The sequence below is a fragment of the Emticicia soli genome, from assembly GCF_037860775.1.
Classification (GTDB): domain Bacteria; phylum Bacteroidota; class Bacteroidia; order Cytophagales; family Spirosomataceae; genus Emticicia; species Emticicia soli.
Genome location: NZ_JBBEWC010000009.1, coordinates 1 through 26,855 on the forward strand (window position 1 = coordinate 1; position 26,855 = coordinate 26,855).

General features: G+C 39.5%; 23 protein-coding genes. 11 read left to right on the forward strand and 12 right to left on the reverse strand.

Annotation, left to right across the window (positions count from 1 at the left end; translation table 11 throughout):
* Positions 1–207: 207 nt before the first annotated feature.
* Positions 208–1,113, reverse strand: coding sequence for a M23 family metallopeptidase (locus WAE64_RS15385; protein WP_340237929.1), 906 nt, complete (start codon positions 1,111–1,113; stop codon positions 208–210).
* A gap of 305 nt (positions 1,114–1,418) precedes the next feature.
* On the opposite strand from WAE64_RS15385, the gene WAE64_RS15390 reads away from it, so the two are divergent.
* Genes WAE64_RS15390 through WAE64_RS15400 form a run of 3 tightly spaced genes read left to right on the forward strand, consistent with a single transcriptional unit; the run spans position 1,419 to position 4,654 of the window.
* Positions 1,419–2,495, forward strand: coding sequence for a hypothetical protein (locus WAE64_RS15390; protein ID WP_340237930.1), 1,077 nt, complete (start codon positions 1,419–1,421; stop codon positions 2,493–2,495).
* Between the two features lie 7 nt (positions 2,496–2,502).
* Positions 2,503–3,573: a hypothetical protein gene (locus tag WAE64_RS15395; RefSeq protein WP_340237933.1), complete on the forward strand. Its 1,071-nt coding sequence runs from the start codon at positions 2,503–2,505 to the stop codon at positions 3,571–3,573.
* 4 nt (positions 3,574–3,577) lie between these two features.
* A complete protein-coding gene (locus tag WAE64_RS15400) occupies positions 3,578–4,654 on the forward strand; it encodes a hypothetical protein (RefSeq protein ID WP_340237934.1) in 1,077 nt (358 codons plus the stop codon).
* Positions 4,655–4,763: 109 nt separating this feature from the next.
* Here the strand turns inward: WAE64_RS15400 and WAE64_RS15405 are convergent, their stop codons facing one another.
* The 5 genes from WAE64_RS15405 to WAE64_RS15425 form a co-directional block, all read right to left on the reverse strand.
* Complete coding sequence (locus WAE64_RS15405; RefSeq protein WP_340237936.1) at positions 4,764–7,874, reverse strand: efflux RND transporter permease subunit; 3,111 nt, start codon at positions 7,872–7,874, stop codon at positions 4,764–4,766.
* Positions 7,875–7,939: 65 nt separating this feature from the next.
* Positions 7,940–9,223 (reverse strand): carbohydrate porin, encoded by a 1,284-nt coding sequence (locus tag WAE64_RS15410; protein WP_340237938.1) that lies wholly within the window; start codon positions 9,221–9,223, stop codon positions 7,940–7,942.
* A gap of 28 nt (positions 9,224–9,251) precedes the next feature.
* Positions 9,252–10,355: an efflux RND transporter periplasmic adaptor subunit gene (locus WAE64_RS15415; protein WP_340237940.1), complete on the reverse strand. Its 1,104-nt coding sequence runs from the start codon at positions 10,353–10,355 to the stop codon at positions 9,252–9,254.
* A gap of 32 nt (positions 10,356–10,387) precedes the next feature.
* Positions 10,388–11,680 carry a TolC family protein gene (locus tag WAE64_RS15420; protein WP_340237942.1) on the reverse strand — a complete coding sequence of 431 codons (1,293 nt, stop codon included), beginning with the start codon at positions 11,678–11,680 and terminating at the stop codon, positions 10,388–10,390.
* Between the two features lie 130 nt (positions 11,681–11,810).
* Entirely contained in the window at positions 11,811–12,164 is a 354-nt protein-coding gene (locus WAE64_RS15425) for a hypothetical protein (protein ID WP_340237944.1), read from the reverse strand.
* A 357-nt stretch (positions 12,165–12,521) separates the two neighbouring features.
* Between WAE64_RS15425 and WAE64_RS15430 the strand changes: the two genes are divergently transcribed.
* From WAE64_RS15430 to WAE64_RS15440, 3 genes are all read left to right on the forward strand, one after another.
* Positions 12,522–13,973 (forward strand): TonB-dependent receptor, encoded by a 1,452-nt coding sequence (locus WAE64_RS15430; RefSeq protein WP_379976452.1) that lies wholly within the window; start codon positions 12,522–12,524, stop codon positions 13,971–13,973.
* Positions 13,974–14,041: 68 nt separating this feature from the next.
* Positions 14,042–15,607: a hypothetical protein gene (locus tag WAE64_RS15435; protein ID WP_340237948.1), complete on the forward strand. Its 1,566-nt coding sequence runs from the start codon at positions 14,042–14,044 to the stop codon at positions 15,605–15,607.
* A gap of 102 nt (positions 15,608–15,709) precedes the next feature.
* Positions 15,710–16,624, forward strand: a complete 915-nt coding sequence (locus tag WAE64_RS15440) for a DUF4349 domain-containing protein (protein ID WP_340237950.1) — start codon at positions 15,710–15,712, stop codon at positions 16,622–16,624.
* A 77-nt stretch (positions 16,625–16,701) separates the two neighbouring features.
* Here the strand turns inward: WAE64_RS15440 and WAE64_RS15445 are convergent, their stop codons facing one another.
* Positions 16,702–17,253, reverse strand: coding sequence for a cupin domain-containing protein (locus WAE64_RS15445; protein WP_340237953.1), 552 nt, complete (start codon positions 17,251–17,253; stop codon positions 16,702–16,704).
* A 114-nt stretch (positions 17,254–17,367) separates the two neighbouring features.
* A complete protein-coding gene (locus WAE64_RS15450; protein ID WP_340237954.1) occupies positions 17,368–18,204 on the reverse strand; it encodes a helix-turn-helix domain-containing protein in 837 nt (278 codons plus the stop codon).
* 224 nt (positions 18,205–18,428) lie between these two features.
* On the opposite strand from WAE64_RS15450, the gene WAE64_RS15455 reads away from it, so the two are divergent.
* Positions 18,429–19,484: a 3-oxoacyl-ACP synthase III family protein gene (locus tag WAE64_RS15455; RefSeq protein ID WP_340237956.1), complete on the forward strand. Its 1,056-nt coding sequence runs from the start codon at positions 18,429–18,431 to the stop codon at positions 19,482–19,484.
* Positions 19,485–19,573: 89 nt separating this feature from the next.
* Here the strand turns inward: WAE64_RS15455 and WAE64_RS15460 are convergent, their stop codons facing one another.
* Both WAE64_RS15460 and WAE64_RS15465 read right to left on the reverse strand, forming a co-directional pair.
* A complete protein-coding gene (locus WAE64_RS15460) occupies positions 19,574–20,323 on the reverse strand; it encodes a DUF5602 domain-containing protein (RefSeq protein WP_340237958.1) in 750 nt (249 codons plus the stop codon).
* A gap of 292 nt (positions 20,324–20,615) precedes the next feature.
* On the reverse strand, positions 20,616–22,631 hold the full coding sequence (locus WAE64_RS15465; protein WP_340237960.1) for a CHU_0125 family OmpA-like outer membrane integrity protein: 2,016 nt from the start codon (positions 22,629–22,631) through the stop codon (positions 20,616–20,618).
* A gap of 192 nt (positions 22,632–22,823) precedes the next feature.
* On the opposite strand from WAE64_RS15465, the gene WAE64_RS15470 reads away from it, so the two are divergent.
* Both WAE64_RS15470 and WAE64_RS15475 read left to right on the forward strand, forming a co-directional pair.
* Complete coding sequence (locus tag WAE64_RS15470; protein ID WP_340237962.1) at positions 22,824–23,633, forward strand: MOSC domain-containing protein; 810 nt, start codon at positions 22,824–22,826, stop codon at positions 23,631–23,633.
* Positions 23,634–23,644: 11 nt separating this feature from the next.
* Positions 23,645–24,469 carry a hypothetical protein gene (locus tag WAE64_RS15475; protein WP_340237964.1) on the forward strand — a complete coding sequence of 275 codons (825 nt, stop codon included), beginning with the start codon at positions 23,645–23,647 and terminating at the stop codon, positions 24,467–24,469.
* On the opposite strand, the gene WAE64_RS15480 is transcribed toward WAE64_RS15475, so the two are convergent.
* Positions 24,456–24,698 carry a hypothetical protein gene (locus WAE64_RS15480; protein WP_340237966.1) on the reverse strand — a complete coding sequence of 81 codons (243 nt, stop codon included), beginning with the start codon at positions 24,696–24,698 and terminating at the stop codon, positions 24,456–24,458. The genes WAE64_RS15475 and WAE64_RS15480 overlap by 14 nt on opposite strands.
* Positions 24,699–24,749: 51 nt before the next feature.
* Positions 24,750–24,980: a cytochrome b5 domain-containing protein gene (locus WAE64_RS15485; protein ID WP_340237968.1), complete on the reverse strand. Its 231-nt coding sequence runs from the start codon at positions 24,978–24,980 to the stop codon at positions 24,750–24,752.
* A gap of 254 nt (positions 24,981–25,234) precedes the next feature.
* On the opposite strand from WAE64_RS15485, the gene WAE64_RS15490 reads away from it, so the two are divergent.
* Both WAE64_RS15490 and thiL read left to right on the forward strand, forming a co-directional pair.
* Positions 25,235–25,672, forward strand: a complete 438-nt coding sequence (locus WAE64_RS15490; RefSeq protein ID WP_340237969.1) for a hypothetical protein — start codon at positions 25,235–25,237, stop codon at positions 25,670–25,672.
* Positions 25,673–25,779: 107 nt separating this feature from the next.
* A complete protein-coding gene (gene thiL / locus WAE64_RS15495) occupies positions 25,780–26,802 on the forward strand; it encodes a thiamine-phosphate kinase (protein WP_340237970.1) in 1,023 nt (340 codons plus the stop codon).
* Positions 26,803–26,855: the final 53 nt, after the last annotated feature.

The following is a 26,855-nucleotide window of genomic DNA, read 5'->3' on the forward strand; positions in this document are numbered from 1 at the left end:
CTCACTTGAAGACAACTCCAAGTGAGTAGTAAAAATACTTGACACAGTTCAGTTTACACTCCCGTTGTTTGTCCATTAATGCAAATTAATGCATCATCACACGTATATGTTAGACGTTTATTTTAGCTCTCAGTCACTTTGAATAAATAAAAAAGCGGTACAATTCTTTAAAAGGTTGTACCGCTTTTTATATATGTTTTATTTGCTTTAGGTCTTTGAGCGTCTTTTTTTCTTTTTGTCGTCGCTTGGTGTTGCCTCGTTTTTTACTATTGGCGCTTTGAATGCAAGTGCAGGTAAGATTTTAGGCTTTACCTTCATAGGTCTGATGTTATGTTTATAGGCTAATGGCTTCAAATCGGCCGCAATACGTGGGTCGAGTAGGGTTACCGCATTTTTCAACCAACCATAAGTATTAATAGGGAGTGGGTTGCCGTATTCGTCTATGGCAAGATAAGTAAGGTGTAGATGAGTATCCGAACGCTTCATATAAGCATTATAACCTGTGCGGCCAATAATAGATATTTTTTGCCCCGCCTTTACTATATCTCCTGTTTTTACATAAACTTCTTTCTGATGTGCATAATACCACAACCCACCCGTTATGGTATCGTAAATCCAGATATAGTTTCCTCCTCTGTACTCACTGCCAGGTTGCCAGTTGGTTTCGGTGCCTATTACAACCCCATCGCTTACAGAGAGAATACTCACGTAATCGCCGGTTCGGTCGTCTTTACAATCCTGATTTTTGTCTTTGATAAAAATATCGTGCGCCGGATGGCTCCCTTTGGCATCTTGGTCGAATAAATCATAACCTGCTCCACGGAAACCACTCCCATTTCTACCACCAACAGCTCTGTAATCAAAGCCCAGTAAAGGGAAAAAAATATTTACTTCTGAAGAATCGTAGGCTACCGTAGGGTGTGCTTTTTTGAAAGTCTTCATGATTTGCTGAAAACGAAGACGGGCTTCATCAGGGTTCGTTCTGTATTCTCTGATGTCAACCAGTAAGGGTTTATAATTGTTAATGGCAGTCTGGTACTCTTTATAAGAAATGCTCGAGCTATCCTTCTGAAAAATCAGAAGGTTCAGGCAGAAGGCAAGAATGTTAATCATACTTTTCAACAATTGAATTACTTTGTATGTGGATGCTACTCAAATAGGTTCTAAATTACAAATTACGCTATTTTTAACTAAATATTGTTTGTTTTTTGCTGTTTTCATCTACCGCCCAGTAAATTTTCGTTCCGAAATTTTATGCTTCCTCTTACAATAGCTACATTTATCAGGTAAAGCTCTTATTACAATTCTCTTTTTTTCTTCCTCTAGCTACTTGCTTTTGCAAGCCATTACGGATTTCCGTAATTAATTTTTAAGCGTATGTATGTGTCATTTGCTAAATAATTCTATTTATTCTTACCATGAAAAAAATCTTTACTTTATTAGGAATTCTGGCTTTACTTGGAGCCGCTCAGGCTCAGCAAAGTATTACCATAGACCCCTCAGCCCTTAACGAATTTACAATCAAGGCGGCAGGTATTGGCCTCGATGTTATCAACGGCTCTTCAAGAGTAGGTACTGCTATTATTGGCGGTAAGGCTATTTTTCAGGCACATACCGATGAGCCACTTGCATTCAGAACCAATAACAACCCAAATAACAGCTTTGTTATTTATAATAGTAAGGTTTCTCTAGGGCCTCCTGTTTTCTCGCCCGAAATGCTTAATATTTCTCAGGGCCGACTAAAGTTTACCGGTAATAAAGATAATATTAATGCTTCGGGCACCGAGTTTACTAATACAACAGGTACAGCTCTGCGAGGTTTTGTAGGCATGGCTGACGACGGCGGTCATCTTGGTTTCTGGGGATATGGCAATAATAAATACAATGTGAGACTGGGAGCCAATAATGGTTTTATGGGAATCGGCGCTATCAATCCGGCTACAAGGCTGCATGTTAACGGTAGTATGAAAATAATTGAATTGGGCAGCCCACTAACTGAATATCTGGTTTCGGCGAGCCAGTATGGTATCTTACAGAATCGTACAAAGGATGAAATTTATACAATTTCTGCCAGCGATTTTGTTCATCGAACGGGTTCAACTTCTTTACCTGTCGATACTCCCTACGGATTATTTTATAGTTCAAACAGCTCTGGGACACCCGTTTTTATGGCTCCTTTTAATTTGCCAAATGGAGTAACTCTAAGCCGCATAAAAATAGGCTTTATTGATAATTCGTCTTCCGTTAACCTTGAAACATGCCTTGTAAGAGTTGATATAGGTACTACTAACCAGACCGATGTTCAATGCATTATTACTTCGGGCAGTAGCCCAACTGCTGCCGAAACAACAGCTTTTTTAGCTTCTCCTGCAACTATTGATACAAACATCTATCAATATTTTTTCCGCTTAAGGGTGCTAAACGGAAGCACGCTCGTAGCCTGGCCTGGCAATGTTATTAAGTTTAATCGTGCTAATTTTTATTACTCATACTAATACCCTTATGAAAAAGATTCTAATGCTGGCTTTTGTTTTATGGCTAAATATGGTAAAAGCACAATCACTTATCTTATCGCCCGATTTATCGCCAACTGCACAGTTGAGGCATATCGAAAATGGATATATCCATTCAAGCACCAATAATGCCTCAATTCTTAAATTTTCGTATGCTTCTAGTGTTCCTACTATTCAGACAACAACCAATACACCTTTAGCATTTGCTATAGGAAATGGCACCGGATTAATGTGGTTGAATCAACAAGGGTATCTAAGTATTGGGCCGTCTACAGCCACAGAAAGGCTCGATATTAAGAAAGGAAGAATAAGATTTACAGGTCAAAAGTCTGTAAGTGAACCCTCTGGCTATGTCTTTACCGATATGAATGGCATTGCTGTTTTCAGACTTGAAATGAAAGATGATGATAATTTAAGAATTATCAACACCAATAGTGTGGAAAACTTTGTGATGAACGTAAATACCGGAAATGTGGGTATTGGCATACCGCCGTCTGCCGAAGCCCTTAGTATCTCGGGTAATGTGCACAATACACAATTGGAGAACTCGGATTCAAAAAATACTATCTTATTGGCAACTGCTAATGGTGACTTAGTAAAAGGCGAAATGGATAAGATTGAGGTTACGCCTTGGAATTATACCAGATTCGGTGGTTTTGGTAGTGATAATTACACTATTAGTTCGGGTTTAGGTTTTTATTCAAGTACTAACGGCAGTGGTGTTGATTTAACTGCCCCATTGCATTTGCCTCATGGTGTAAAGTTGGAAAACATAAAGGTTAATTTAATAGATAATTCTGCTACAAGCTATATAAAGTTTTATTTGTGGGGCATCGGAAACTCCGGCAGCTCGCTTTTAGTAGGAAGTTTTGATTCTAAAAGTAGTGCTACAAGTGCTGCTCTTGCAGAAGTTAGTAGAAGCTTGAATCATACTACCGATTGCGATACTATGTATTATATTCTTAGCATAACAGTACAAAAAAGTAGCGACGATGCGCCTACTTTTTGGCCAACTTCAAATTTGCAATTGGGTACTGTTACAATCTCTTATGCTTACTAAAACCATGAAAAAATTTATATACTCTTTGTTGTTGTTATTACCAGGCTATGTAATTGCTCAGTCAAGCTCATATAACCCTGCTCAGGGTTATGAAGACCGTAAGGACGGGCAGGGTTTGAATCATACAAATGGTGCTATAAGTTTCGGTACTTATAATACGTCTTCAATTGCCTATTTGCAGACCCATAGTAATCATCCTATTTACTTTGGTAATAATAGCAATGCTAGCCCAAAAGTTGTTTTTGCAACGAATGGATTGTTAGGGATAAATCTTGCTGATGGCATAATGCCTGCAGAAAAACTGGAAATTAAAAACGGACGTATATCTTTAACAGCTTGGGAAAATGCAGGCAAGCCTGCGGGTATAGATTTTACCAATAATGCAGGTAATACTAATGTTGCTTTTCTGGGGATGATGGATGCTACCACGTTCGGATTCAAATCGTATGCATCAAATCAATACGAGGTTGTTTTTAAGAATGTATCAGGCTTGGCAAGGGTAGGAATCGGTACTACGAATCCTGGTGTTGCATTAGATGTAAACGGCACAATAAGACTCAATGCTTTGGCAGGAGCCGATAGAAGTATAGTAAAGATTAAAACTGATAATGTTTTGGCTAAAGTAGCGGCGCAACCAACTGTAAGTATCTCGCCGTTTGAATTTACTTATTCAGATCAGGGTACACTGACCAAGTCAAATACAGGATATATTCCGGGTTTTTCGTCGGCTACTTGGTCGCCGATAGGAAGTTATCATTATGTTGAGAAAACACTGAATTTGCCGCAAGGCTCAACAATTAAGAGCTTTACAGCTTATTTGCTTGATAATAATGCTAGTGGTAGAATGCAGGCTTGCTTTACAGTTTTGAATAATGCAAGTGGGGCTAAAGATATTTATTGCGTTTCAACCAATAGCGACAATGTAAATGCCGTGCCTTTATCTAACAACGTAAACAAAATAGTAGATAATAACCTTTATAGCTACATTATAAGGGTAGAATCAATAAACAATGGTGGGTTTCAAGGTGGTTGGTTTGCCGATATGGGTTTTGGCGCTATAAAGTTTAATGTTGGGTATTGATGGGTTGGAATGTTGAAAACCCCACACCCTAAATCCCTTTGCAACTGGAGAGAGGACTTTTATCTCCCTTCCCCATTGTTGGGGAAGGGGCGGGGATGGGGTCTATAAATTATTCCAAATCTCTCAATGTATGCATATTGTGGCGGTAAAAGAACCGATAAATAATTGGGAAAACCAATAGCGTAAGAATTGTAGCCGAAATTAAACCTCCGATTACTACAATGGCTAGTGGTTTCTGAGTTTCAGAACCAATTCCGGTCGATATAGCCGCAGGTAATAAACCAATGGCTGCCATGAGGGCGGTCATAACAACCGGGCGTATTCTGGTTTTTACACCTTCTTTAATAGCTTCGTCGAGTGTCATACGAGAAGCGAGGTTTTTATTAAAAACCGAAATCAGAATTACCCCATTTTGCACACAAATACCAAACAAAGCTATAAAACCAACACCTGCCGAAATACCAAAAATTGTACCTGTGGCATGCAGGGCCATAATACCTCCAATCAGCGCAAACGGTACGTTTACCAATACCAGACCAGCGTCTTTGGCGTTACCAAACATAACAAACAGAATAACAAAAATAGCGGCCAAACACAGAGGTACAACCTGCCCTAAGCGTTGGCTTGCACGCACCTGATTCTCAAATTCACCTGTCCATTCAATGCTTGTGTCTCGGTCTAGCTTAACTTTTTGTGCTACTTTGGCTTGCGCTTCGGCAATAGTACTACCAAGGTCTCTTTCACGAACCGAGAATTTCACCCCAATAAATCGTTTGTTTTTATCACGATACACAAAGGCAGGGCCTGTTACGGTTTCTATGGTAGCTATTTCTTTCAAAGGTACTTTTGTGCCTCTTGTAGTAGGTACCAATAGGCTGCTCAGGTCATTTTCATCTTTACGATATTCTTGCAGATAACGTATTCTGATGTCAAACTTACGCTCGCCTTCATACATAACCGAGGCTGTTTTGCCACCAATAGCCATTTCAATCACGGCTTGGGCATCGCTGGTTTGTACGCCATAGAATGCCATACGGCGTAAGTTCAGGTTTACCCGCATTTCGGGTTGCCCTACATTCCGTAAAATACCAATGTCTTTAATACCCGGCACATCTTTAATGGCTTCCAGCACTTCGTCGGCATATTTATTCAGGTCGTCCAGATTACTGCCAAAAATCTTCACGGCATTAGAGGCGTTCATCCCTGCCACAGCTTCAGCTACGTTATCAATAATAGGCTGTGAATAGTTATAATTAACTCCCTGAAACTGTTTCAAATCTTTGTCCATTTCTTCAATCAGGCCGTCGGTTGTAATATTCCTTTGCCATTCTTTTTTAGGCTTTAGGTTTACCTGCATCTGCACATAGTAAAAACCTGAAGGGTCAGTGCCATCGTTTGAGCGGCCTGTTTGAGACAAAACACCATTTACTTCAGGGTATTTTCCTAATTTATCGCGTAAGGTATGTACCATTTTTACGGTTTCGTTAAGCGACATACTCATTGGCATTTTGGCTTCTACCCACAATGCACCTTCATTAAGCTGTGGTAAGAATTCAGTTCCTAATAATGCCGTAGATGCAAAAGTAAGGCCCATAATAACGAATGACGCCAATACGCTTAAACGCTTGTTGGCGTAAGTCCAGTTAAAACATGAAGTAATGCCTTTGTCGAAAAACCTTACGATAGGGTTGTTCTTTTCTCTCACATTCTTTTTTAAGAGAATAGAGCATAATACAGGCACTAACGTAAGCGTAAATATCAAAGCACCTAAAAGCGCAAAACCGAGTGTCCAGGCTAGTGGGCTGAACATCTTACCTTCTACTTTCTGAAAACTGAAAATAGGCATCAGGGCTGTAATGATAATAAGCTTTGAGAAGAATACGGCTTTACCCATTTCGGCTCCCGTCTTTTTAATTAAGCCTAGTTTTGAAAGTTTATTATATCGCTCCATACCGACCCTATGGGAGAGATGGTCGAGCGATACAAAGATACCTTCTACCATCACAACGGCACCATCAATTATAATCCCGAAGTCTACTGCTCCCATCGAAAGCAAGTTAGCCGACATACCTTTAAGCCGCAAACAGAAGAAAGCAAAGAGTAAGGCCAATGGAATAATGATTGAGACAATAACGGTTGTGCGCCAGTCGGCCATAAACAACAATACAATTACTGTAACCAGAATAATTCCCTCGGTTAAGTTGTGTAAAACAGTTTCGGTGCAAAATTTCATCAGATTGTCACGGTCGTAGAACGTAACCATTTTTACATCTGAGGGCAAAATTTTGTTGTTTAACTCATCAATTTTGTCTTTTACTCTTTGCAGTACCTCACTAGGGTTTTCACCTTTGCGCATTACTACAATGCCTTCAACAACGTCGTCATCATCATCTAAGCCAACCTGCCCTACACGTGGAAAGTTTGACTCGGTTACCTGTGCTACGTTTTTAACATAGATAGGCGTGCCGTTAATGTTTTCGACGATTATATTCTCGATGTCTTCTTCTTTGGTCAATAAACCTAAGCCCCTTACTACATAGGCTTGTCCGTTTTTTTCTATTACATCTCCACCTACGTTTACATTGCTTTTTTCAACAGCATTGAAAACTTCAAGAGGAGTAATATCATATTTATGCAACAGAAGCGGATTAACCATGATTTCGTAAATCTTCTCACGACCTCCAAAAGCTACTAAGTCGGCAACGCCTGGCACTGCTCTTAGCTGTCGGTCGATTACCCAGTTCTGAATCGTCAATAAATCTTTCGAATCACGATTAGGGCTTTTTAAAGTGTAGCGAAAAATCTCGCCTGTTGGGCCATACGGAGGCTGCACATCGGGTTCAACACCATCAGGCAGACTCACGGTTCGTAGCTGGTTATTGACCTGCTGACGGGCGAAGAAATCGTCTACATCATCTTCAAAGATGATTTTCATAACCGATAGCCCAAACATTGTGATACTCCGCACATTGGTTTTTTTCTGTACAGAGTTCATGGCTACCTCTATCGGGACAGTCACAAAGCGCTCGATTTCTTCGGCACTGCGCCCGTTCCATTCGGTTACGATAATTATTTGTGTGTTAGTTACGTCGGGAAAAGCTTCGATAGGGGTGTGGAGATAACTCACGAGTCCGGCAATGGATAGTGCCCCGACAAAGAAAAATGTGAAAAAGCGGTTCTTTAACGAAAACGCTATGATATTTTTAATGAATTTATTCATGAGAATTTTGCTTAATGAGCTTACTCAATGTTTATGCTTCACCATTATTGGGCTTAGCCTGTTTGTCAGAACTCTACATGTACTCTTGCACCAAAGACATTAGCCGGGCCACGGTCTTTGTTATAGGCAGGGTGTAGAATAAACTGATAATCGGGCGAAATCCAGAAATGGTCTTCGTGTAAATAATAGCGATAATAAACCTCAACTATGTCTTCAGAGCCATATCTTAGTTTGCCATCGCCTACCATAAAACCCAAGCCGCCTGCATTCAAGTAGGCTCTGTGGTCTTTTGAAATGCCGTTTGAAACCACAGCCAAGCCTATTGTGTCTTCTTCACGTTTCCATTTAGAGCCTTTCAGGGCTATTCCTACACTTGCAGAGCGGTCTATTTCGGTAAATGCCCATGTTTCGTTACGGCCATCGTTGTAGCTATATCGGGCAAAAAGACCAAGGTCGCTAGTAACTTGTTGCTCATAATTGACCCCGAAGCCGGCTTTTGTGCGGCCATATTGTCGGGTTTCAGTAATATCAGGTACCGGTAGTTGTGCTGCCAGTTTATAATTACCCATATTTGCTTTATTGATGTAGCCCAGTAAGCGAATTTTGGCAGTTCTGAAAGGCTTTTCGACTTCTATCTGATGCGAAAGTGCCTTGCCTATTTGCTTTTCTAGCTTCGCCCCATTTGCTTCTTCGGGCACTTGGGTTGCGGCGTATCTTACAGCATAAGCAGGGCTTACAAACTCTATCATAATACCTTGTGTATAGCCTCTTACGTTAGCGGCGTAGTCCCAGGCGCCATGATTCATCAACGACCAGTTCAGAAACTGTGTGCGAGGGTCGTGGCTGTAAGAATTACCATCAAAGAAATCGGCTAAAGAAAACTTACCTATTGCAAAAGATAGATATTTGGCCGGGCGCACACCTCTTAATTGATTCGGCGCATCGTCGGCCATTGTGGTTTCTTTGCTTAAAGGAATATATTGCCTGATATACGCCCGACCTACATAAACCGTTGGCTTGGGGTTACCAACCCTGAAAGTCTCGCCATTCGGGAAACCCGCTATACCTGTGGCTCTGCTGAGGCCACTACCACCGGCTAGCTCGGGGTTGAAATAAAACTCAGTGTTTTTTCCTAATCTTACACCCACAAAAAATGTAGAGGTAACAGAGGTTTGAGCTTCTTCTTTTACCGAAAAACTATTTGGCCCCGAATAGGCGGCATTAACGCCCGGTTGGTATTGTGTAACAACTGTTTGCTGAAAGTGAAAATTAAACCGTTGATTAACAGGCTTTTGTGCAAAGCCTTGATAGCTTAATAATAGGATAGTAATAAATAAGACTTTTTTCATGTTTTGTCTTGTTGTTAATCAATACGGGTTAATCGTTCAGCGCATCGTACACCAATAATTGCTGGTTTGAGATAATTTTCTCACCTGCGTTAAGACCCGCCTCGATGTAGGCATAGTCACCCACGGTTTTAAATACCGTTACCCTGCGGGTTTCTATATGTTTACGGTCTTTATATACCATTACCCATTGTTTGCTCTTGTCGAAAATGATAGCTTTGGCAGGAATCGCCAGCATACTTTGGGGCTCTTCATGATACACCCTCACAATGGCAAACATTTGTGGCTTAAGGGTATAACCCGGGTTTGGCAGGCGGATACGCACTTTCATTACACGGCTTTCGGGGTCTAGCACATTAAATATTTTGTCAATTTTCCCTTTAATTTTTCTATCGGGGTCGGCTAGTGTTGTAATATCACATTCAAAGCCTACCTTTACTTTGTTTATGTCGGTTTCATAAACATCGGCCAATATCCATATATCGCTCAGGTCAGAGATAGTAAAGAAATTATCAATGTTTTCGATATTGAAATCCATGCCTTCTACTGCATTTTTTTCAATCAAAAAGCCTGAAATCGGCGATTTTATCTGATACGTAGCTTCTTTGCCTATATCATATATTTTCATGGTTTCGTGTACACGTTTTAGCTCCGATTCAGCCTTTTGTACTTCCTGACGAGCATTTACCACGTTTCGTTCAGCTTCAAGCCCTGACTTGAAGAGTTCTTCTTCTACGCCAAGATTCTTTTTAGCTATTTGTAGGTTCGATAAGGCCATGCTAAGTTGATTATCCATTTCGGCAACCTGACGGCTGCGAATAATAGCCAGCACCTGCCCCTTTTGTACATAGTCGCCTAATTGTACGTTTAGCTTTTCGATATTGCCGTCAACCCTCGGAAACACCTTGGCCACTTTGTCTTCGTTGGCTGTTACTTTTCCGCTGAGTTTTACTTCTGATAAAAGTACTTTTGAGGCAACTTCGTCAAAACCTAGTTTTGCCATCATGGTGTCGGTCAATACAAAGGCTTCTTTAGGTGTTTCTTCTTGTTTCTTTTCGCTCTTGCAGCTCTGAAACGCCAGCGGACCAATAAGCAACAAGCTGAATAAATAAATAACTGGTTTGGTATTTTTCATTATATTAATTTTGTCTGGTCTTCAATTCGTTACTAAGGCAAACCGATTACGTCTTTACCTGCCATAAAATTGATTTCTTCAATGGCATTCATGCGGTCGTTTTGCAGGCGATTCATCTGTACTGCACTACTTTTATAAGATTCATAGAAATCGATGAACTCAAGCATTGAAATAATCTGTTTCTCGAAACTCACCTTTACGTTATCAAATAGTTTGTCGAAATCTATCATAAAGGCTTTGTCGTAGCCTTTATATAGCTGGTCGGCTTCAATAGCTTTTCTGTAAGCCAGTTGTATGTCGCCAATTATGCGGTCTTCCTGGCTTACTACTTGCTTTTGAGCGGCTTGAATCCGATACTCAGCAGCTTTAATGTTGCCTTGATTTTTATTGAAGATGGGCAAGCCTATCTGAAAAGTAGCTGCAAAGTAATTAGGCACACTACTACCGGCACGGTCGTAGCTAAGGCCCGCTTGTAAGTCGGGTACTTTTAGTGCCTTTTGGTAAACAAGGTTCTGCTGCTCAAGTTTCAGTGACGATTGTTGTAGTTTCAGGTCAGGGCGGTTTTCAAGCGCAGTTGTAATCAGGTTGTCTAGTGTCAGCGACTGAAGGCTAATGGCATCAATAGCGTTTTTCTCGGCCTGCGGTACAAAATATACCTCATTACGAGTACCAGTAATGATTCGTAATGTTGCCTGGCGTTCAAGCATCTGTACTGTTAAATCTTTACGCTCAGTTTCAAGCGCAAACTGTAAGGCTCTTACACGGGTAATGTCTTTGATAGGAATAATGCCTTTTTCCAGTAGGGTATTCATGCCTGAGAGCGTTTTTACTAAAGAAGTAATTTCTTCATCATAAATCTTTATTATGTTCTGAAGGTAGTAGAGGTCATAAAAACTATTACGTAACTCATATTTTAGCCCTCTTAGTGCATCATAGTAAGCATCTTCGGCTATTTGTGTACTTGTTTCGGCCAAAGCGGCACGTTTGGTACGTTTACCAGCCAGATAAAAAAGTTGTTGTAATTGTACCGCCTGCTGGGTAGTTGGAGAACCCTTGGCATCGTTTAAGCCTAGTATAGGTAATATACTTCTGGTTTGGTTGTTATAGAGCATCTGCTCAAAAGATAAGGTGGGGTTTTCCCACAACTTGGCTTGTATGATGGCCGCACGATTGGCATCAATATCAAATTTGTGCGCCATCAAGAGGGCATTTTTCTGTAAAAACACTTCCTCTAACTCTCGCAGATTTATCTTTAGCGAGTCGCCAGCGGCAAATGCTTTTACACAGAAAAGCCATAGAAAAACAGTTTTTTTTATTCTTTTCACGGAAACGCGTTATTTATAAGGTAATTTGAAACACAGCATTATAAGCTCATTTGAAATAGCAAATGAGAGAGGGTGTCTGACAAACTCAGATATTTTTGGATTAGATAAAAACAGAAACGAGAAGAGCGTATCAAATAAGCCAGATACAATTAAGCAGATAAATAGACTGGCTACTGAAAAAGTTTAAGGTTTTTTGAACGAATATGTCTGATAAAGCATTTTCTTTTAAGAAAAGATAAGCTTGTGTGTTAAAATGGCTACAGTCGTCTTGTTCGTCGTTCAGGCAACGTACAAGGCAATAATTAGTACGAAAATCTACAGAAATTACATCGTCGGCAGTGGGAGGCGTATTTTGCTGATTACTAGCCCAGGTGCGCTTATTTTTAGCAACAGAAAGCGAAAGCGAAACTGTCTTCTGCTCTTTGGCATAGAGTAGCCCACTTAAGCTTAAAAACAGTATTATATGTATAATCCGCTTTAACATTGCTAATAGTTTCTAATAATAGGAAGTACTTTTGTAAAACAAGCCACTAAGGGCCTGATATATGAAATTGAGCGTATATACTAAGATTGGTTTTTTACCATAATCGGTACAAACCTTTTCAATATCAAAATTAGAGCTTAACAAAGACTTTATCTGACAAATACTCGTTAAAAATTTATTAAAAAGTGTTTTTCAGTTCAAAAAAACATTGTTATTATCCTATTAATTCGGCAATTCACTTGCTTGTTTTTGCCTTATATACTTGGAAAAGTACAAATAGGAGGCTACCTTTGTAGAGAGAAAAATGATAAGGAGCGAAAGCACAACATGATTAAAAAAGCATCAGCAATGGAGACCATATATGAAAAAAACCTGGGTACCAAGCAAAAGGCATTAAGGATTAATCTGAATAAACAGATTTACGGTTGTTTTGCCGAAATTGGTGCAGGGCAAGATGTAGCAGCTAATTTTTTTAAGGCAGGTGGCGCATCGAATACAATTGCCAAAACGATGTCGGCCTATGATATGACTTTCTCTGACGCCATTTATGGGGTCATGGAAAACGGACGCTATGTGTGTGAGCCTCGTCTAATGAGTATGCTCGATCACGAGTATGGCCTGCTGATTGAACGTTTAGATGAAAAAAGGGGAGAAACTTCTACGTTTTTTGCATTTTCGGATACAGTTGCAGCCCTGAACTATCATAAAACCAATGATGCACACGGCTGGATGGGTGTGCGTTTTCAGTTAACACCTAAAGGTGAATACAACGATATTATTATTCACGTAAAAATGCTTGATAATGATAACGTTTTGCAGCATCAGGCTTTAGGAACTTTGGGTGTAAACCTGATGTACGGCTGTTATTTTTACAACAAAGACCCTGAAACTTTGTTGCTTTCGTTGATGGACGATTTGTCGAAAGACAGGATTCAGATTGATATGATTCGTTTTGAAGGCCCTGACTTCAAACACGTTGATAATCGTCTGATGAGTCTGAGACTGGTAAGCTATGGATTCTCAGATATTGCCCTTTTTGGTGCCGATGGACAGAATTTACAGCCATCGGAGGTACTTTTCAGAAAACACGCATTGGTTCTCAGAGGTCGTTTCCGCCCATTGGTAAATGTGCATTTAGATATGCTTGAAACCGGACGAAAGCAATTTATGCGAGAGCCAGATGTGGAAAAAGATAAAGTAGTAGTGCTTTCTGAAATTACCCTGCAAGGCTTGCAGCAAGACGACGCCGAGATTGACGAAAAGGATTTTCTGGACAGAGTTGATATTTTGTGTTCTTTGGGCCAGATGGTAATGATATCTAACTATCAGGAATACTACAAACTGGTGGCGTATCTATCAAAAATTACCAAATTGAAGATGGGGCTCATTATTGGTTATCCGAATCTGGAATACATTTTTGAAGAAAAACACTATAAAGATTTGCCAGGAGGAATTCTGGAATCGTTTGCCACATTGTTTAGCCGAAATCTGAAATTGTTTGTGTACCCGACATATCAGAATGCCAATATCATGAATTGTATGCGTTTTACACCGCCAATGCACTTGATTGATTTGTATCGTTATCTGATTGCCAATAACAAAATTGAAGATATACATCATTATAATGAAAAGAACCTTACAATAAATACGGATAAAACCCTCGAACTCATCAAACAAGGTGAAGAAGGCTGGGAAGAAAACGTACCTGACGAGGTAATAAAAATGATAAAAGACCGTTGTTTGTTTGGCTTCCCTTGTGTGGTTGTTCCGGGCATGAGTAAGCAGGAGATGGCTACCGAAGAGAAGTAATTGGTTAGACTGTAAGCTTGATTATTACTTTATCTACCAATTTTTAAATTTTACACTGTATGATTAAAATGAGAACTAAGATACTAATTTTTAGTTTAGTAGTATTGTTTCAGCAATTATTCGCACAAGACTCACCAAAAATTATTTTACCTGCAGGCAGCGATTGGACTCAATTAAAAGAGGGTGTTCCGGTTTCGTTTATGCTAAAGATAGAAGGTAAAAATTGTGAAAACTTTAAATTCTCAATTCCTCAGGGCCAACTAGATGGCATGGTGTTGGATTCATTGGGTAAATTCACCTGGAATCCCTCTTATGACCTGGTTGACCGTCTATCAGGATTTAAGTATCAACAAGTTATTTTTGAGGCTCGATGCGACACCGCTACCGATGCTATTTCTGCAAAGGTTGAGTTCAGAATTCAGCACGTAAACCGCCCGCCTGTTGTAAAAGACCTTAAGCCATTTTATGTGCAGTATAACACAACCAATATGTATAAGATTGACCGTTATTCTGTATTTGACGAAGATAACGACCCAATTGTAATAGTGCCATCAATGGAAACTCTGCCCGAGGGTATGAAGATGTCGTCGCAGGGAGAAGTGTCGTGGACACCCTCGCTTACACAGTTTAAGCAAATAAAAAATCAGCCTATCTACATAGAATTTTATGTGGAAGACCAGCCTTCTAAGGCACATGTAAAAGGCCGGCTTAAAGTAGAAGCAACACAGATTGACCTATCGCCTGAAATTGTAGTAGTGCCAAGAGAAAGTAATTTCTTTTTGAAAGAAAACCAGACGGTTAGCTTACGTTTTTATTTGTCAGACCCGAACGGCGATGATGATATACAGGTATTTGATTTTCTGACTGATAATCCGCAAATCACTAAAGATATGCTGGTGAAAAATACGCCAAACCAGTATGAGTTTATCTTTAAGCCTAGCTATGATTTTGTGCGAGACCCACTTGATACACTGGCATTTACTGTAGATTTCTTTGTGTTGGATAAAACAAAGAAAAGAGATGTAAAAACGATTAGGTTTGTAGTAAAGAATGCTATTAACGAGGCCGAAACAGACCAGAAATTATATAACCTTTATAGAGGAACATTGTTAAGAGGCTGGGAACTGATGGAGCAAATGAAAGAGAAAGAGTCTGAGTTAAAGAAACTTTATTCTCAAGCCAAAAAGGGTAAAAAAAATCGGTCAATAGTAACGGCTTCTTTGGGAGCTACTACTAGCTTATCGTCATTTTTGATTCCAAAAGAACGAGCCGAACAACAAAGACTGGCATCAACGCTGGGTGGTACAACTGTGCTTACTATTGGTACTTTAGAGGCAACAGAGGTAATTGGTAAATCAATGAAGGATTTGATAGACCGATTGAATTATATTATTGAGAAGAAAAACGAGATACAGACTAAGGGTGATATCTTCGCACGCGATTTCTCTTTAAAATCGTCGCGCCGAAGCCCTGACTTTATCCGAAAAGTAGATGATTTTATGAACGCTATGAATCTGAAAGGTTTGGTAGTATTAGATTTAGATGCTGCATGGGAGCCTAAAAACAAACCATCAGATACAAATATCAAGCGTACATTTAAGGATTTTAATCCTGAGCAGCCAATACCTTATTAATGCTTAAGATTGCCTTAAATTTTCCTTAAAATATTCTTAAAATAATTGCAATTATTTTAAATCGCATACGTTTTTGAGGTATAATCAAAACTTCTTAAACTTATGCGATTTATTTTTTTATCTAAAACGGTGCTATTCGGAGCAATAGGCTGTTTTTTTGTAGCCTGTTCAGGCCAGAATGAAAACACTTTTCAAAAGACAGAGGAAAACATAGCACTTGATTCTGCTATGGTTGAGCCTCAAACTGGTGTAACGACCGACAAACCCCAACGCAAGTTTATCCGCACAGCCGACCTACAATTTAAGGTAAAAGATGTCAGAAAATCTTCAGAAGAAATAGAGGACCTTACAACTAAGTACGGAGGCTTTATTGCTTATTCAAATTTGTATTCTGATATACTCGATAAGAAAACGGTAATCATCAGCCGAGATTCTGTACTCGAAGTAAGCTCAATAAATATACAAAACGCCATTAATATCAGAGTACCAAATCAAAATCTGCAAGCTTTGCTGAAAGACCTGAATGGTATGATGCTCTATGTAAATCACAGAATTATTAAGGCCGAAGATGTGAGTCTACAAATGTTATCGCATGAATTATATAATAAACGTGTAGAAAAGTTTTCGGAGCGAGCACAAAGCGTGCATCAGCATAGAAAAGGCGATATTGCAGCAGCTACTGATGCAGAAGATACAGTATTAAGCCGCCAACTAAGTGCCGATGAGCACAAAGTGCAGAATATGAACTTGCAAGATCAGGTAGATTTCAGTACTGTTACAATTAATCTGTATCAGAATACTATTCTCGACAAAGCGATAATTGAAAACCATGAAGGAATCGATAGCTACAGAACAAATGTATTCTTACGTATCTGGGATTCGATTAAAGCAGGCTGGATTTTCTTTGAAGATGTAATTGTAGTACTAGCAAGGCTGTGGATATTTTTATTGTTGAGCGGTATAGCCTTTTGGGTTTGGCAATATAGAAACAGATTACAAAGTTCTATTAAAAGCTAATGAATAACTGGGTGAAATAATCTTCAAAACCAACTCGTGTTTCTGCTGGTTTTGAAGATTATTTTATTTATAGCTGCTTAAAAGGCTAAAGGTGGGCCAACTACCTGCATATCGTGCTTGGCAAATAACTGAGCGCCTTCTTGTGGGCTTGGTTCGGCGGTAAGTTTCCCGAGGCTACGAAAGAAATCCTCCATTTTTCCTGATGGCTGAAACATAAAAAACATTTTTCCTTGTTCACTTTTCTGTGCAAAAGTATGAGGCACTTTGCGTGGCAAAAAAATCGTATCACCACTTTTTAGTTCATATTTTACTTCTCCCACCTGAAAAAGGTATTCTCCTTCAACTACAAAGAATATTTCATCCTGGTTCGGATGTATATGCAGAGGTGGGCCTCCCTTTTCGTTACCAATGTATTCAAAAACGCTTAGTTGCCCATTGGTATCTTTGGTAGATATTTTAATATTATTGGGGCTCTTGCCACCAACCATCGATTTTTCGTTAAATCGGCTTTCGTTGGCTTTCACAACAAAGCCTTTGTCGGTACGTTCGTCGGTAAACTCGGTTAGTTTTGCTGCAACTACTGTAGGCGTAGCTAATGCTGAGGTGAGTAAAAAGTTTCTTCTTTGCATAGTTCAATGTGATTTTATGATGCAAAGCTCGTATATGCAGATAAATGTCTGGTGGTAAAAACACGACATCTTTAATCACAGATAAACAAAGTATTGTAGGAAAGCTTATGGTTATTAGTAAGTATCGGCATCGCCAAATGCTCTTTCGGGCGATGATAAATCTATGAAATGAAATTCGTTGGGGCTTTGTTGGGTAAGTGTTTTGTAATCTTTTACCAGATGCTGATAATCATAATAACCACATTGCAGAGCTATACTGAGCCAATCAAGTTTTGGAAATTGGTTCTTCATCCTGAAAGCGTGTTCGAAGCGAATAATCTTTTGATAGTATTTAGGCGATACTCCCATGCGCTCCATAAATTTACGTTCATATTGCCGCACACTTAAGCAAGACTCATGGGCTAGCCAATCGAGGCTCAGTTTTTTTTCTGTACTCAGCATCAGGTTACAAACTTTATCCAGCGCATGTATGTCTATTTTGCTCCGGCTTATTCTTCTTTTCAGAAATGCTTCTACGCATGTAATCATGTAGTGAGCATTATCGCTTTCTGCCAATTTTTCATTGATTTCCCGTAATTCAGTGGCCGGAAAAACTGTTTCAGCATCAATATAAGCATTGGTTATTTGGTGAGACGGAATCCCTGTGAGTCGATACAGCCCGCCGGGACGAAATACTATCTGAAATAATAAAAAGTCTTTGCCCACATAGCGATTGCTTACCTCACTTTGTTGCCCAAACAAAACAGTCCTTAATTTCGAGAAAGTTTTACCACTATTGATGTATCGAACAGTTTCGGTATCTCTGGGATAAAAGCTAAGGCAATGCTCAGGGCGGGGCGGATATGGTTTGGCCTGAATACCATTCATATCGGTAAACTTAAAGTTTACTACCCGATATGTACGGATAATATCGCTCAGTGCTACGCTAGGTGGGAAAAAGTAAAGCCCCATTTAATTAGTTATGATAGGTTCAGACTTATCCTTTGGCTCAAACAGTTCCTAAATTAAATAAATAAATCAAACCATTTCTGAAAATAAAGAAATATCTCCCATTTTTGAGGACTTATAGCGAGCTATATATTATTAAAATCATTCTAATCACTATTCCAAGAATACCTTGCACATTTATGAGTTTTTCTTGTAATTTCGTGGCAGGATTCAAAAAAGCAACAAATATGGTAAATTCAAAAATAGCAGGTATAGGTTTCTATGTGCCTGAACAAGTAGTTACTAATCAGGATTTAATGCAAGTGATGGACACTTCTGATGAGTGGATACAGGAGCGTTCGGGTATTAAAGAAAGACGATACGGCAAAAAACACGAAGAAACGCCCACTACTATGGCAGCTAACGCGGCCAGAATAGCGTGTGAAAGAGCAGGTATAAAACCTGAGGAGATAGATTTTATCGTATTTGCCACCCTTAGTCCCGATTATTATTTTCCGGGTTGTGGTGTATTATTACAAAGAGAGTTGGGTATTACTCATAAAGAAATGGGAGCTATTGATATAAGAAACCAATGCTCGGGTTTTATCTACTCACTTTCGGTGGCCGACCAGTTTATTAAAACGGGTATGTATAAAAATATATTGGTGGTAGGGTCTGAAATGCACTCAATGGGTCTCGATTTCACAACGCGTGGGCGTAACGTAGCCGTACTTTTCGGCGATGGTGCCGGAGCTGTATTACTCCAACCAACTACCGAAGAAGGAAAAGGGATTCTGACAACGCATTTACATTCAGATGGGACTTATGCCGAAGAATTAGCTTTGATTAGTCCGGGTAGCCACGGTGGTTATCACTTAGGCAAAGAGCAATTTGGTTTTCCTGATGCTTTGTACGGAGAGATTTTTGTGTACGAGAACCTGATTGAAAATAAAACGTATTACCCAAACATGAACGGGCAACTAGTATTTAAAACTGCCGTTACGAAGTTCCCTGAGGTAATTATGGAGGCACTCAATAAAGTAGGCATGACTCCTGCCGATATTGATATGCTAGTGCCACATCAGGCCAATTTACGCATTGCGCAGTTTGTGCAAAAAACATTGAAACTGCCTGATGAAAAAGTATTTAATAACATAATGAAGTATGGTAATACTACGGCAGCATCTATTCCGATTGCTTTATGCGAGGCTTGGGAAGCAGGAAAAGTAAAAGACGGAGACTTGGTATGTTTGGCTGCTTTCGGTAGCGGCTTTACATGGGGCTCGGCCTTAATTCGCTGGTAATATGTATTAGCACATATATACAAAAGGGAATGTTTTATCAGAACATTCCCTTTTACTTTTTATAGTATCACAAAAGCTATCTGAGTACTTTATTGCATTTGCATCAAGCCATCAAGGCTTACCTGAATATCATCGCCAACTTGTTTAATGCTGTATGTCATCGGGTATAAACCTGCTTTTTCAAATTTAGTCGGGAGCGGCATTGTTTTCGTTACATTTGGTTTGGTTTTCAGAAACTCATGTGCAATCATAGGTTCAATAAATGTAAATTTACCATCATAAGAGCCATAGATTAAGGTCTCTGTAAACTTGCCTGTACCTGCCAACTCTGGCGAAGCCGGATTTGCCCAGTGTACACCCATTTCAGGCACACCTGCCGGAAGACGGATATAATTTGCTGGCAAATACCCCGCCGCAGGCAAATTATCAAACTTTGCAGGTGCAACCGGGTAGGCAGGAATCGCTTTACGGTCGGCCAACGACTGAATGTAAAAGTGCATGTCAAAGTGAGCCACATCATACGTGCCCGGAGGCTCATGGCCTGTGTGTAAGTAATCAATCATAATGTGGTCGAAGGGGGTTTTTCCAACGGCCTGGCTAGGTAATTCTAATACCAAAGCTACGCCACTATGCGGTATATTGTCTAGTGCGCCTTTGGTAAGCGTAATACCAATAGAAGTAGGCTTGTTGTCGGCAGCGAAACTCACCCATGAGTAAGCCTTTCCGTTACCCAACGATTGTTCGGGGCCTTTGTAGGTAGGGTTGCCGGGTTCTTCGGTTTTTTCGCAACCCATCATAAAAATAAGGGCAGCAAGTGCTAAGTTAATCAGGTGTTTCATACGTAAATATTTTTTTGATTAGATAATAATTAGGAAACCTACTCATGGCTATGAATAGCTAATGTAAAATTGGAGAAATAAAAGCAGCAATTATTAGCTCAAATCTTACATTCTTTAGCTCATTTCTTACATTTTTATTGAGTGGTAATATAACTAAGCTTTTGAATTAAGAAATCAGTAGATATATGCAGGGTTACTGAATTATTTAGTAATTTGAAAAGTCTTGGAATACCAAAAAACAAAAGAGCCCCAGAAAACTTTCTGAGGCTCTTGCATTTATAGACTTCAATAATTATTCAATTTCCACAATTTTAAATTCTGTACGGCGGTTGGTTTGGTGTTCGTCTTCAGTTTTTGCATTCTTAATCAACAACTCACTTTCACCATAGCCTTTGGCCGACATACGGGCTTTATCGATTCCTTTAGAGGCTATATAATTCACGGCCGACTCAGCACGTCGTTGCGATAGACGTTGGTTATATACATCGCTCGAACGAGAGTCAGTATGTGAGCCCAGCTCAATTTTAATAGTCGGGTTATCGATTAATATTTGCACCAGTTTATCTAGCTCAAGAGCCGCATCAGGTCTGATGTCCCATTTATCTAAATCATAATAAATATTCTCTACACGGAAGGTCTTCTCCAAAGCTACTTCTTCAAGATTCAACGAAGTATAAAACGTTGTATCAGTAATAGCTTTTGTAAGCAATGCTTGCGGAATGGCACGTCCATTCATCGAAAAGTCTTCGCGTTTGGCCAAATAATTCTTCTTGCTCCCCAAAATCACGTAATCGCCATCTTCTTCAACTGCAATAGGACCAAACTTACCGTCTTTCGTTGTTACAATCTCTTTCAATGGGTCGTCTTGCCCACTAGTAAGAATTTTTACACTCACCGAATCGAGCGGAATATTCTCATTGTTGGCATTTTTGGTATAAATAGTACCTGCCAGGAAGTACCTAACAGTCTTTATATCTTTTGGTTTGCTAAGGCTGTCAGGCGTTGAAATCGGAATCAAAGGTGTTTTACTAGGGTCGTTCTCAGCCAAATCAGGTGTGCGAGGGGCTTCGTAGTAATAAATATCATCATCACCTGTACCACCTGCCCTGTTCGACGAGAAGAAAATATCACCTTTTTTGCTCATGGTCAATCCAAAATCATCCATGTTTGAGTTGTATGGAGCACCCATGTTCTCAACCGTAATTTTACCACCCGAACGAACCGCTACAAAAAGGTCTAGTTTACCAAGGCCGGGGTGCCCGTCTGAGGCAAAAAACAATTTACCGTCTTCTGATACATACGGAAACATCTCGTCTCCGGCAGTATTAACTTCTTTACCTAAATTAACCGGATTACCAAAACGGCCAGAGGCATCCATATTTACCCGATAAAGGTCGATGCCACCTAAACCACCGGGGCGATTTGAGGCAAAGTAAATAGTTTTACCATCGCGTGAGAATGCAGGGCAACCATCCCAGCTAGCTGAGTCTGATGCGCTTACATAACGTGGTTCTGTCCAGCCGCTGCCATCTACAAAGCGAGAAATGTACAAATCCATGTCAGGCGAAAGGTCTTTTCTTTTACCTGTGTTTCCGCGGGCATAAATCATAGTTTTACCATCAGGAGAAAACGTAGGTGTACCTTCATTGCGTTCTTCATCAAAAATAGCAGCACTAAACTTTTCAGGTTTACCGATTTCGGCCATTGAGCGAGCTAGTCTTGCTTTATACAAGCCTACATAAGGCAAACCATTTGAGTAAGTTTTAGACTTGCGAGAAGCCGTAAAAACCAATTCATCACCAAGTACCATCGGCGCAAACTCTGCTCCGGCAGTATTTAATTGAGAGAGGTTTTTGAAAGTAATTTCGGTCTGTTTCTTCTTTAACTCACCTATTATTTTCAGCGTGTTTACTTCACGGTAGGCTTTTTCGTTATAAGCTTTAATTGTACTTTTAGAGTCAATAAACTGTTGGAGTTCACTTAGTGCTAAATCATATTTTTCGGCAGCTTTCAAAGCAAAAGCATAATGAAAATGCGCCTCGGGTATCAATATTTTTGCTTCAAGCGCCTTTTCATAATACGGAATTGCCTCAACCCAACGGTTTGATAAACGATAGGCTTCTGCTATTTTGTAGTTAAGATTCGCTTTTTCACTTTCGGCAATATTAGTTACCTTTGCCAGGTCTTTAATAGCTAAATCATACTGACCTTTCTCGAAACTTGCCAGCCCTCGTTTATATAGCTGAAGTTGTGCGAAAACACCATCAGAAAGGAGCAAAAATGCAAAGAGATAGAATATTTTTTTCATCGTACAAATGGATAGGGCCATCACATACGCCCACAATTTTTATAGGTTGTAGCTATAAGTTTGTTGTTTTAATCACCGACACAAAACAGAGGGCTGCAATAAGCTTAAAATTTCCTCCAAGTTATATGTTTGACCTAATAAGTCAAACGATTTTAAACGAGAAATGTTGTGTCAGAAAAAATATAAGTAAATATGGCAATAATTATTACCGAAATAAATATTTATCCGATTAAATCTTTAGGCGGAATCTCCCTTAAGGAGGCAGAAGTACAAGACCGTGGCTTGCAGTACGACCGCCGTTGGGTATTGGCCGATGCCGAAAATATGTTCAGAACTCAGCGTGAAAATGAGCAGATGGCACTAATAGATGTGGCACTGAGCCCTGAAGGACTCATAGTAAGCCATAGAAAAAAAGCGATTGCTCCTCTGAAAGTACCGTTTGAACCTCAGACAGAGGATAACCAAATGATAACTATTTGGGACGACGTTATGAGAGGCGTGCGGGTAAGCGATGAAGCCGATGCCTGGTTTACAGAAGTGTTGGGGAATGAAACCTACTTATATTACCAACCCGATGATTCTATACGCCCAACCGACCCTAGATATTCGATTACACATGAAGAACATACGAGTTTTGCTGATGCGTATCCTTTGCTAATTATAGGAGAGCTAAGCCTTGATTTTCTGAATGCAAAACTCGACGAAAAAATGGAGATGAAGCGCTTTCGCCCAAATCTGGTTTTTTCTGGGGGTGAACCTCACGACGAAGATAAGTTTAGGTACTTTAGTGCAGGTAGTGCCAGATTTGCAGGTGTAAAACTTTGCGCCCGTTGTGTGCTTACAACTATTAACCCCGAAACAGCCAAAAAAGGGAAAGAACCTTTAAAAACACTGGCAACCTACAGAAAAGATGGTAATAAAATATTATTCGGGCAAAACCTATTGGTGGTAGAGAAGGGAAAAATAACCGTAGGCGATGAGATAATACTAGAAGCTGAATAAGTTATAAGAGCATGAACACTAAAGCCGCTCATATTTTTCGGATACTACACTACCTTAGCCTTGACGTAGTGGCGGGAGCAGTATTGAGCAGCGTTATGTTCTGGAAAATGCCCGATGGTTTTGACCAACCAAACGGGCATGTATTGATAGTATTAGCCATTTGTACCTGGATTATTTATATTTTTGACAGATTGCTCGATAACCTAAAAACAGCACCGCAAGACAAACGACACCAATTTCATTTTGATAACCAGTATTACCTGCAAGTGGTTATTATTGTGCTGGGCTTTTTAGCCTTATTTCTGGTCTTCTTTCTGCCAAAGCCTGTTATAGGTTTCGGCATTGCTTTTTCTTGTCTTCTTGTGCTTTATTTTCGTGTGCTACAAAAGAAAACTACTGCATCGGCCTATCATTATTACAAAGAAATAGCCACAGCGTTGCTTTACAGCATACCTGTATTCGGGAGTGCTTTTGTAGGCAAAGCGCTGGGTTTATGGCAATATTTATCTGCTTTTAACTTTGTGCTTCTAGTTCATCAAAGTATTCTGGTGTTTTCGTGGTACGAAATGCAGGAGATACCTGATGTGAAGAATTTTGCGCAAAAAATAGGCGAAAAACGGGTGAGACTCTCAGTAATAAGCATCACGGTTTTTATAGGTGTTAGCTTGCTGATAAGCATTGAGGGCTACATGAAAAAAGTTTTTCTGATAGAGCTACTGATGGCAGTCATGTCGCTGCTTCTCTTATTTTTCTTCAAAAAGCTTTCCTTGCATCAACGTTATCGTTGGCTTGGCGAACTGGTTTTCTGGTTGCCGGGGATACTTATTTTTTCTTGAGGCGTTGCTGAATACTTTTCGGCTTTTCAGCTTTTTTGGCATTTTCTTCCTGTTTTTCTTTGATTTTTCTTAAACCACGACGATAGGTGTAATACAGAAAACCAGACAAAGAAAACATCAGAAAGAAATAGCTGTCTTTCAATGCCACTTTTTTGTAAAGTGCCTGGTCGACAAACATTACTAAAAAGGCAAGACTTGCAAAAAGTATAATTGAATCAATGAGTTTCATGCGTATTTACGAATGTGAATGAGTAAATAAATAGTTAGTGTTGGCTACGAATCAGGAAATAAGTTTACCAATGGCTTTGAATTTCTGAAAGACGGCTTCGGTATGCGGAGCATCTTTCAGTTCTTCGGTTAGGTCCTGGCCAGCCCAGTGTTCATAATGCTTGCCTTTGCGCCAAAGTCTTGAGTGCGTTACATCATAAATAATTGACTGATAGGCTACCCAGATTTCTTCTTTGTCTTGTCCGTTGCGAAGTGCCAGCTGATTTCGTGTGTACTCTTTCAATGTGTACTAAATATTTTTCACAAAGGTCGTAAAGATTTATGAATGCAAACAATGAAAATTCAGATTAATTCGTTTTTCTGATTGTTTATTTCGTATTACTATTACAACCTATTCAGTAAAAAATACGTCAATAATATCAAAGAACATTTTTTTTTAGTTTATATTTAAGCCATCTTTGTCGGCTGTTTTGGCTGCAACGGCAATATACATTGATTAAAAAAGAGCCTTGAAATAAATATCAAAAATATCATTCTATGAAAAAGATTGCCATTTTATTATTTGCTTGTAGTTTTTTTATCTTTTCATGCGGAAAAGACAAAACAGTGCCTGTGTCAGAGAAAATTAAAAAGAATTGGATAGCTAATACAGTAAAAGAGGGTAGTGCAATTGTTTATACCAAAGGTGCTGCCAGCAACACTAGACCCGGCTACTCTAATTTCCAATTAAAGTTATTGACTCCGCCATCAGCAACTTTAATAGAGTTTGATGGTAATTCATTTACAGGGCAATACGAATTGGTAGGCGATACAAAATTGATTCTGAAAAACCTTAGCCCTGCACCAACTGGTACAGGTGGTACTATAGAATTTACTATTGATAATATCAACGATACTCAATTGATATTAACCCGTACAACACCAAGCGAAAAAACTGGTAAAACTACTAATACATACACACTTACTGTACAATAATACGGTACAAAAGGAAGGTCTTTGTAAAAAGGTGAGCTGAAAAGCTCACCTTTTTTTATCTTTGTAAAAAAAAAGAGATTAGCTGTAAGAAACAGTAAACAAGAGCTATGGAAAGAACAGAACTGAATACATTAGGCGAATTTGGTTTAATAGACCGAATAAAAACAAAATTTAACTTACAAAACACCGAATCGGTAAAAGGTATCGGCGATGATGCGGCCGTGATAGATATTGGGAATCAATATATGCTGATTTCGACAGATATGCTCTTAGAAGGTGTCCATTTCGATTTATCTTATGCACCGCTTCGCCATTTAGGTTATAAGGCTGTGGCCGTAAATGTGTCTGACATTGCAGCCATGAACGGTATTGCCAAAAGCATTACGGTAGGGATTGGCCTTAGTAACCGTATTTCGGTAGAGGCCGTTGATGAAATATATGAGGGAATAAAATTTGCCTGCGAAGACTACAAAGTTGACCTGATTGGTGGTGACACTACTTCTTCACGTTCGGGGCTTGTTATTTCTATAACAGTTACGGGTGTAGTAGATAAAGACAAAGTAGCTTACAGAAGTGGAGCTAAAGTCAACGATATTTTGTGTGTAACCGGCGACTTAGGCGCTGCATACTTTGGCTTACAGATTTTAGAAAGAGAAAAACAAGAGTACATTGCTAACCCATCAATGCAGCCGGATCTGGAAGAAAAATCGTATCTGGTGGGCAAACAATTAAAACCGGAAGCCAGAGCCGATATTATTCACGAGCTGGCAGAAGTAGGCGTAGTGCCAAGTGCAATGATAGATATTTCTGATGGACTGGCTTCTGAAATACTACATTTAAGCACACAGTCGGGGGTGGGTGCGTTGATATTTGAAGACAAATTGCCGATTGAAGACATTACAATGCTAACCGCAACTGAATTTAATATCAGCCCTGTTACGGCAGCCCTGAATGGCGGAGAAGATTACCAATTATTATTTACGGTAAAGCAGGCGGATTTTGACAAAATCAAAAATATATCAGATATTACGCCTATTGGTTATATGACCGAAGACAAAGCCGTAGAATTGGTATTAAACAGTGGCGCAAAGGCAAGCATACAAGCCCAAGGTTGGAATCATTTACAATAGTTATATTACATGTACAATTCCCTAAACACTCATAGCAAACTTCTCTTCTTAAT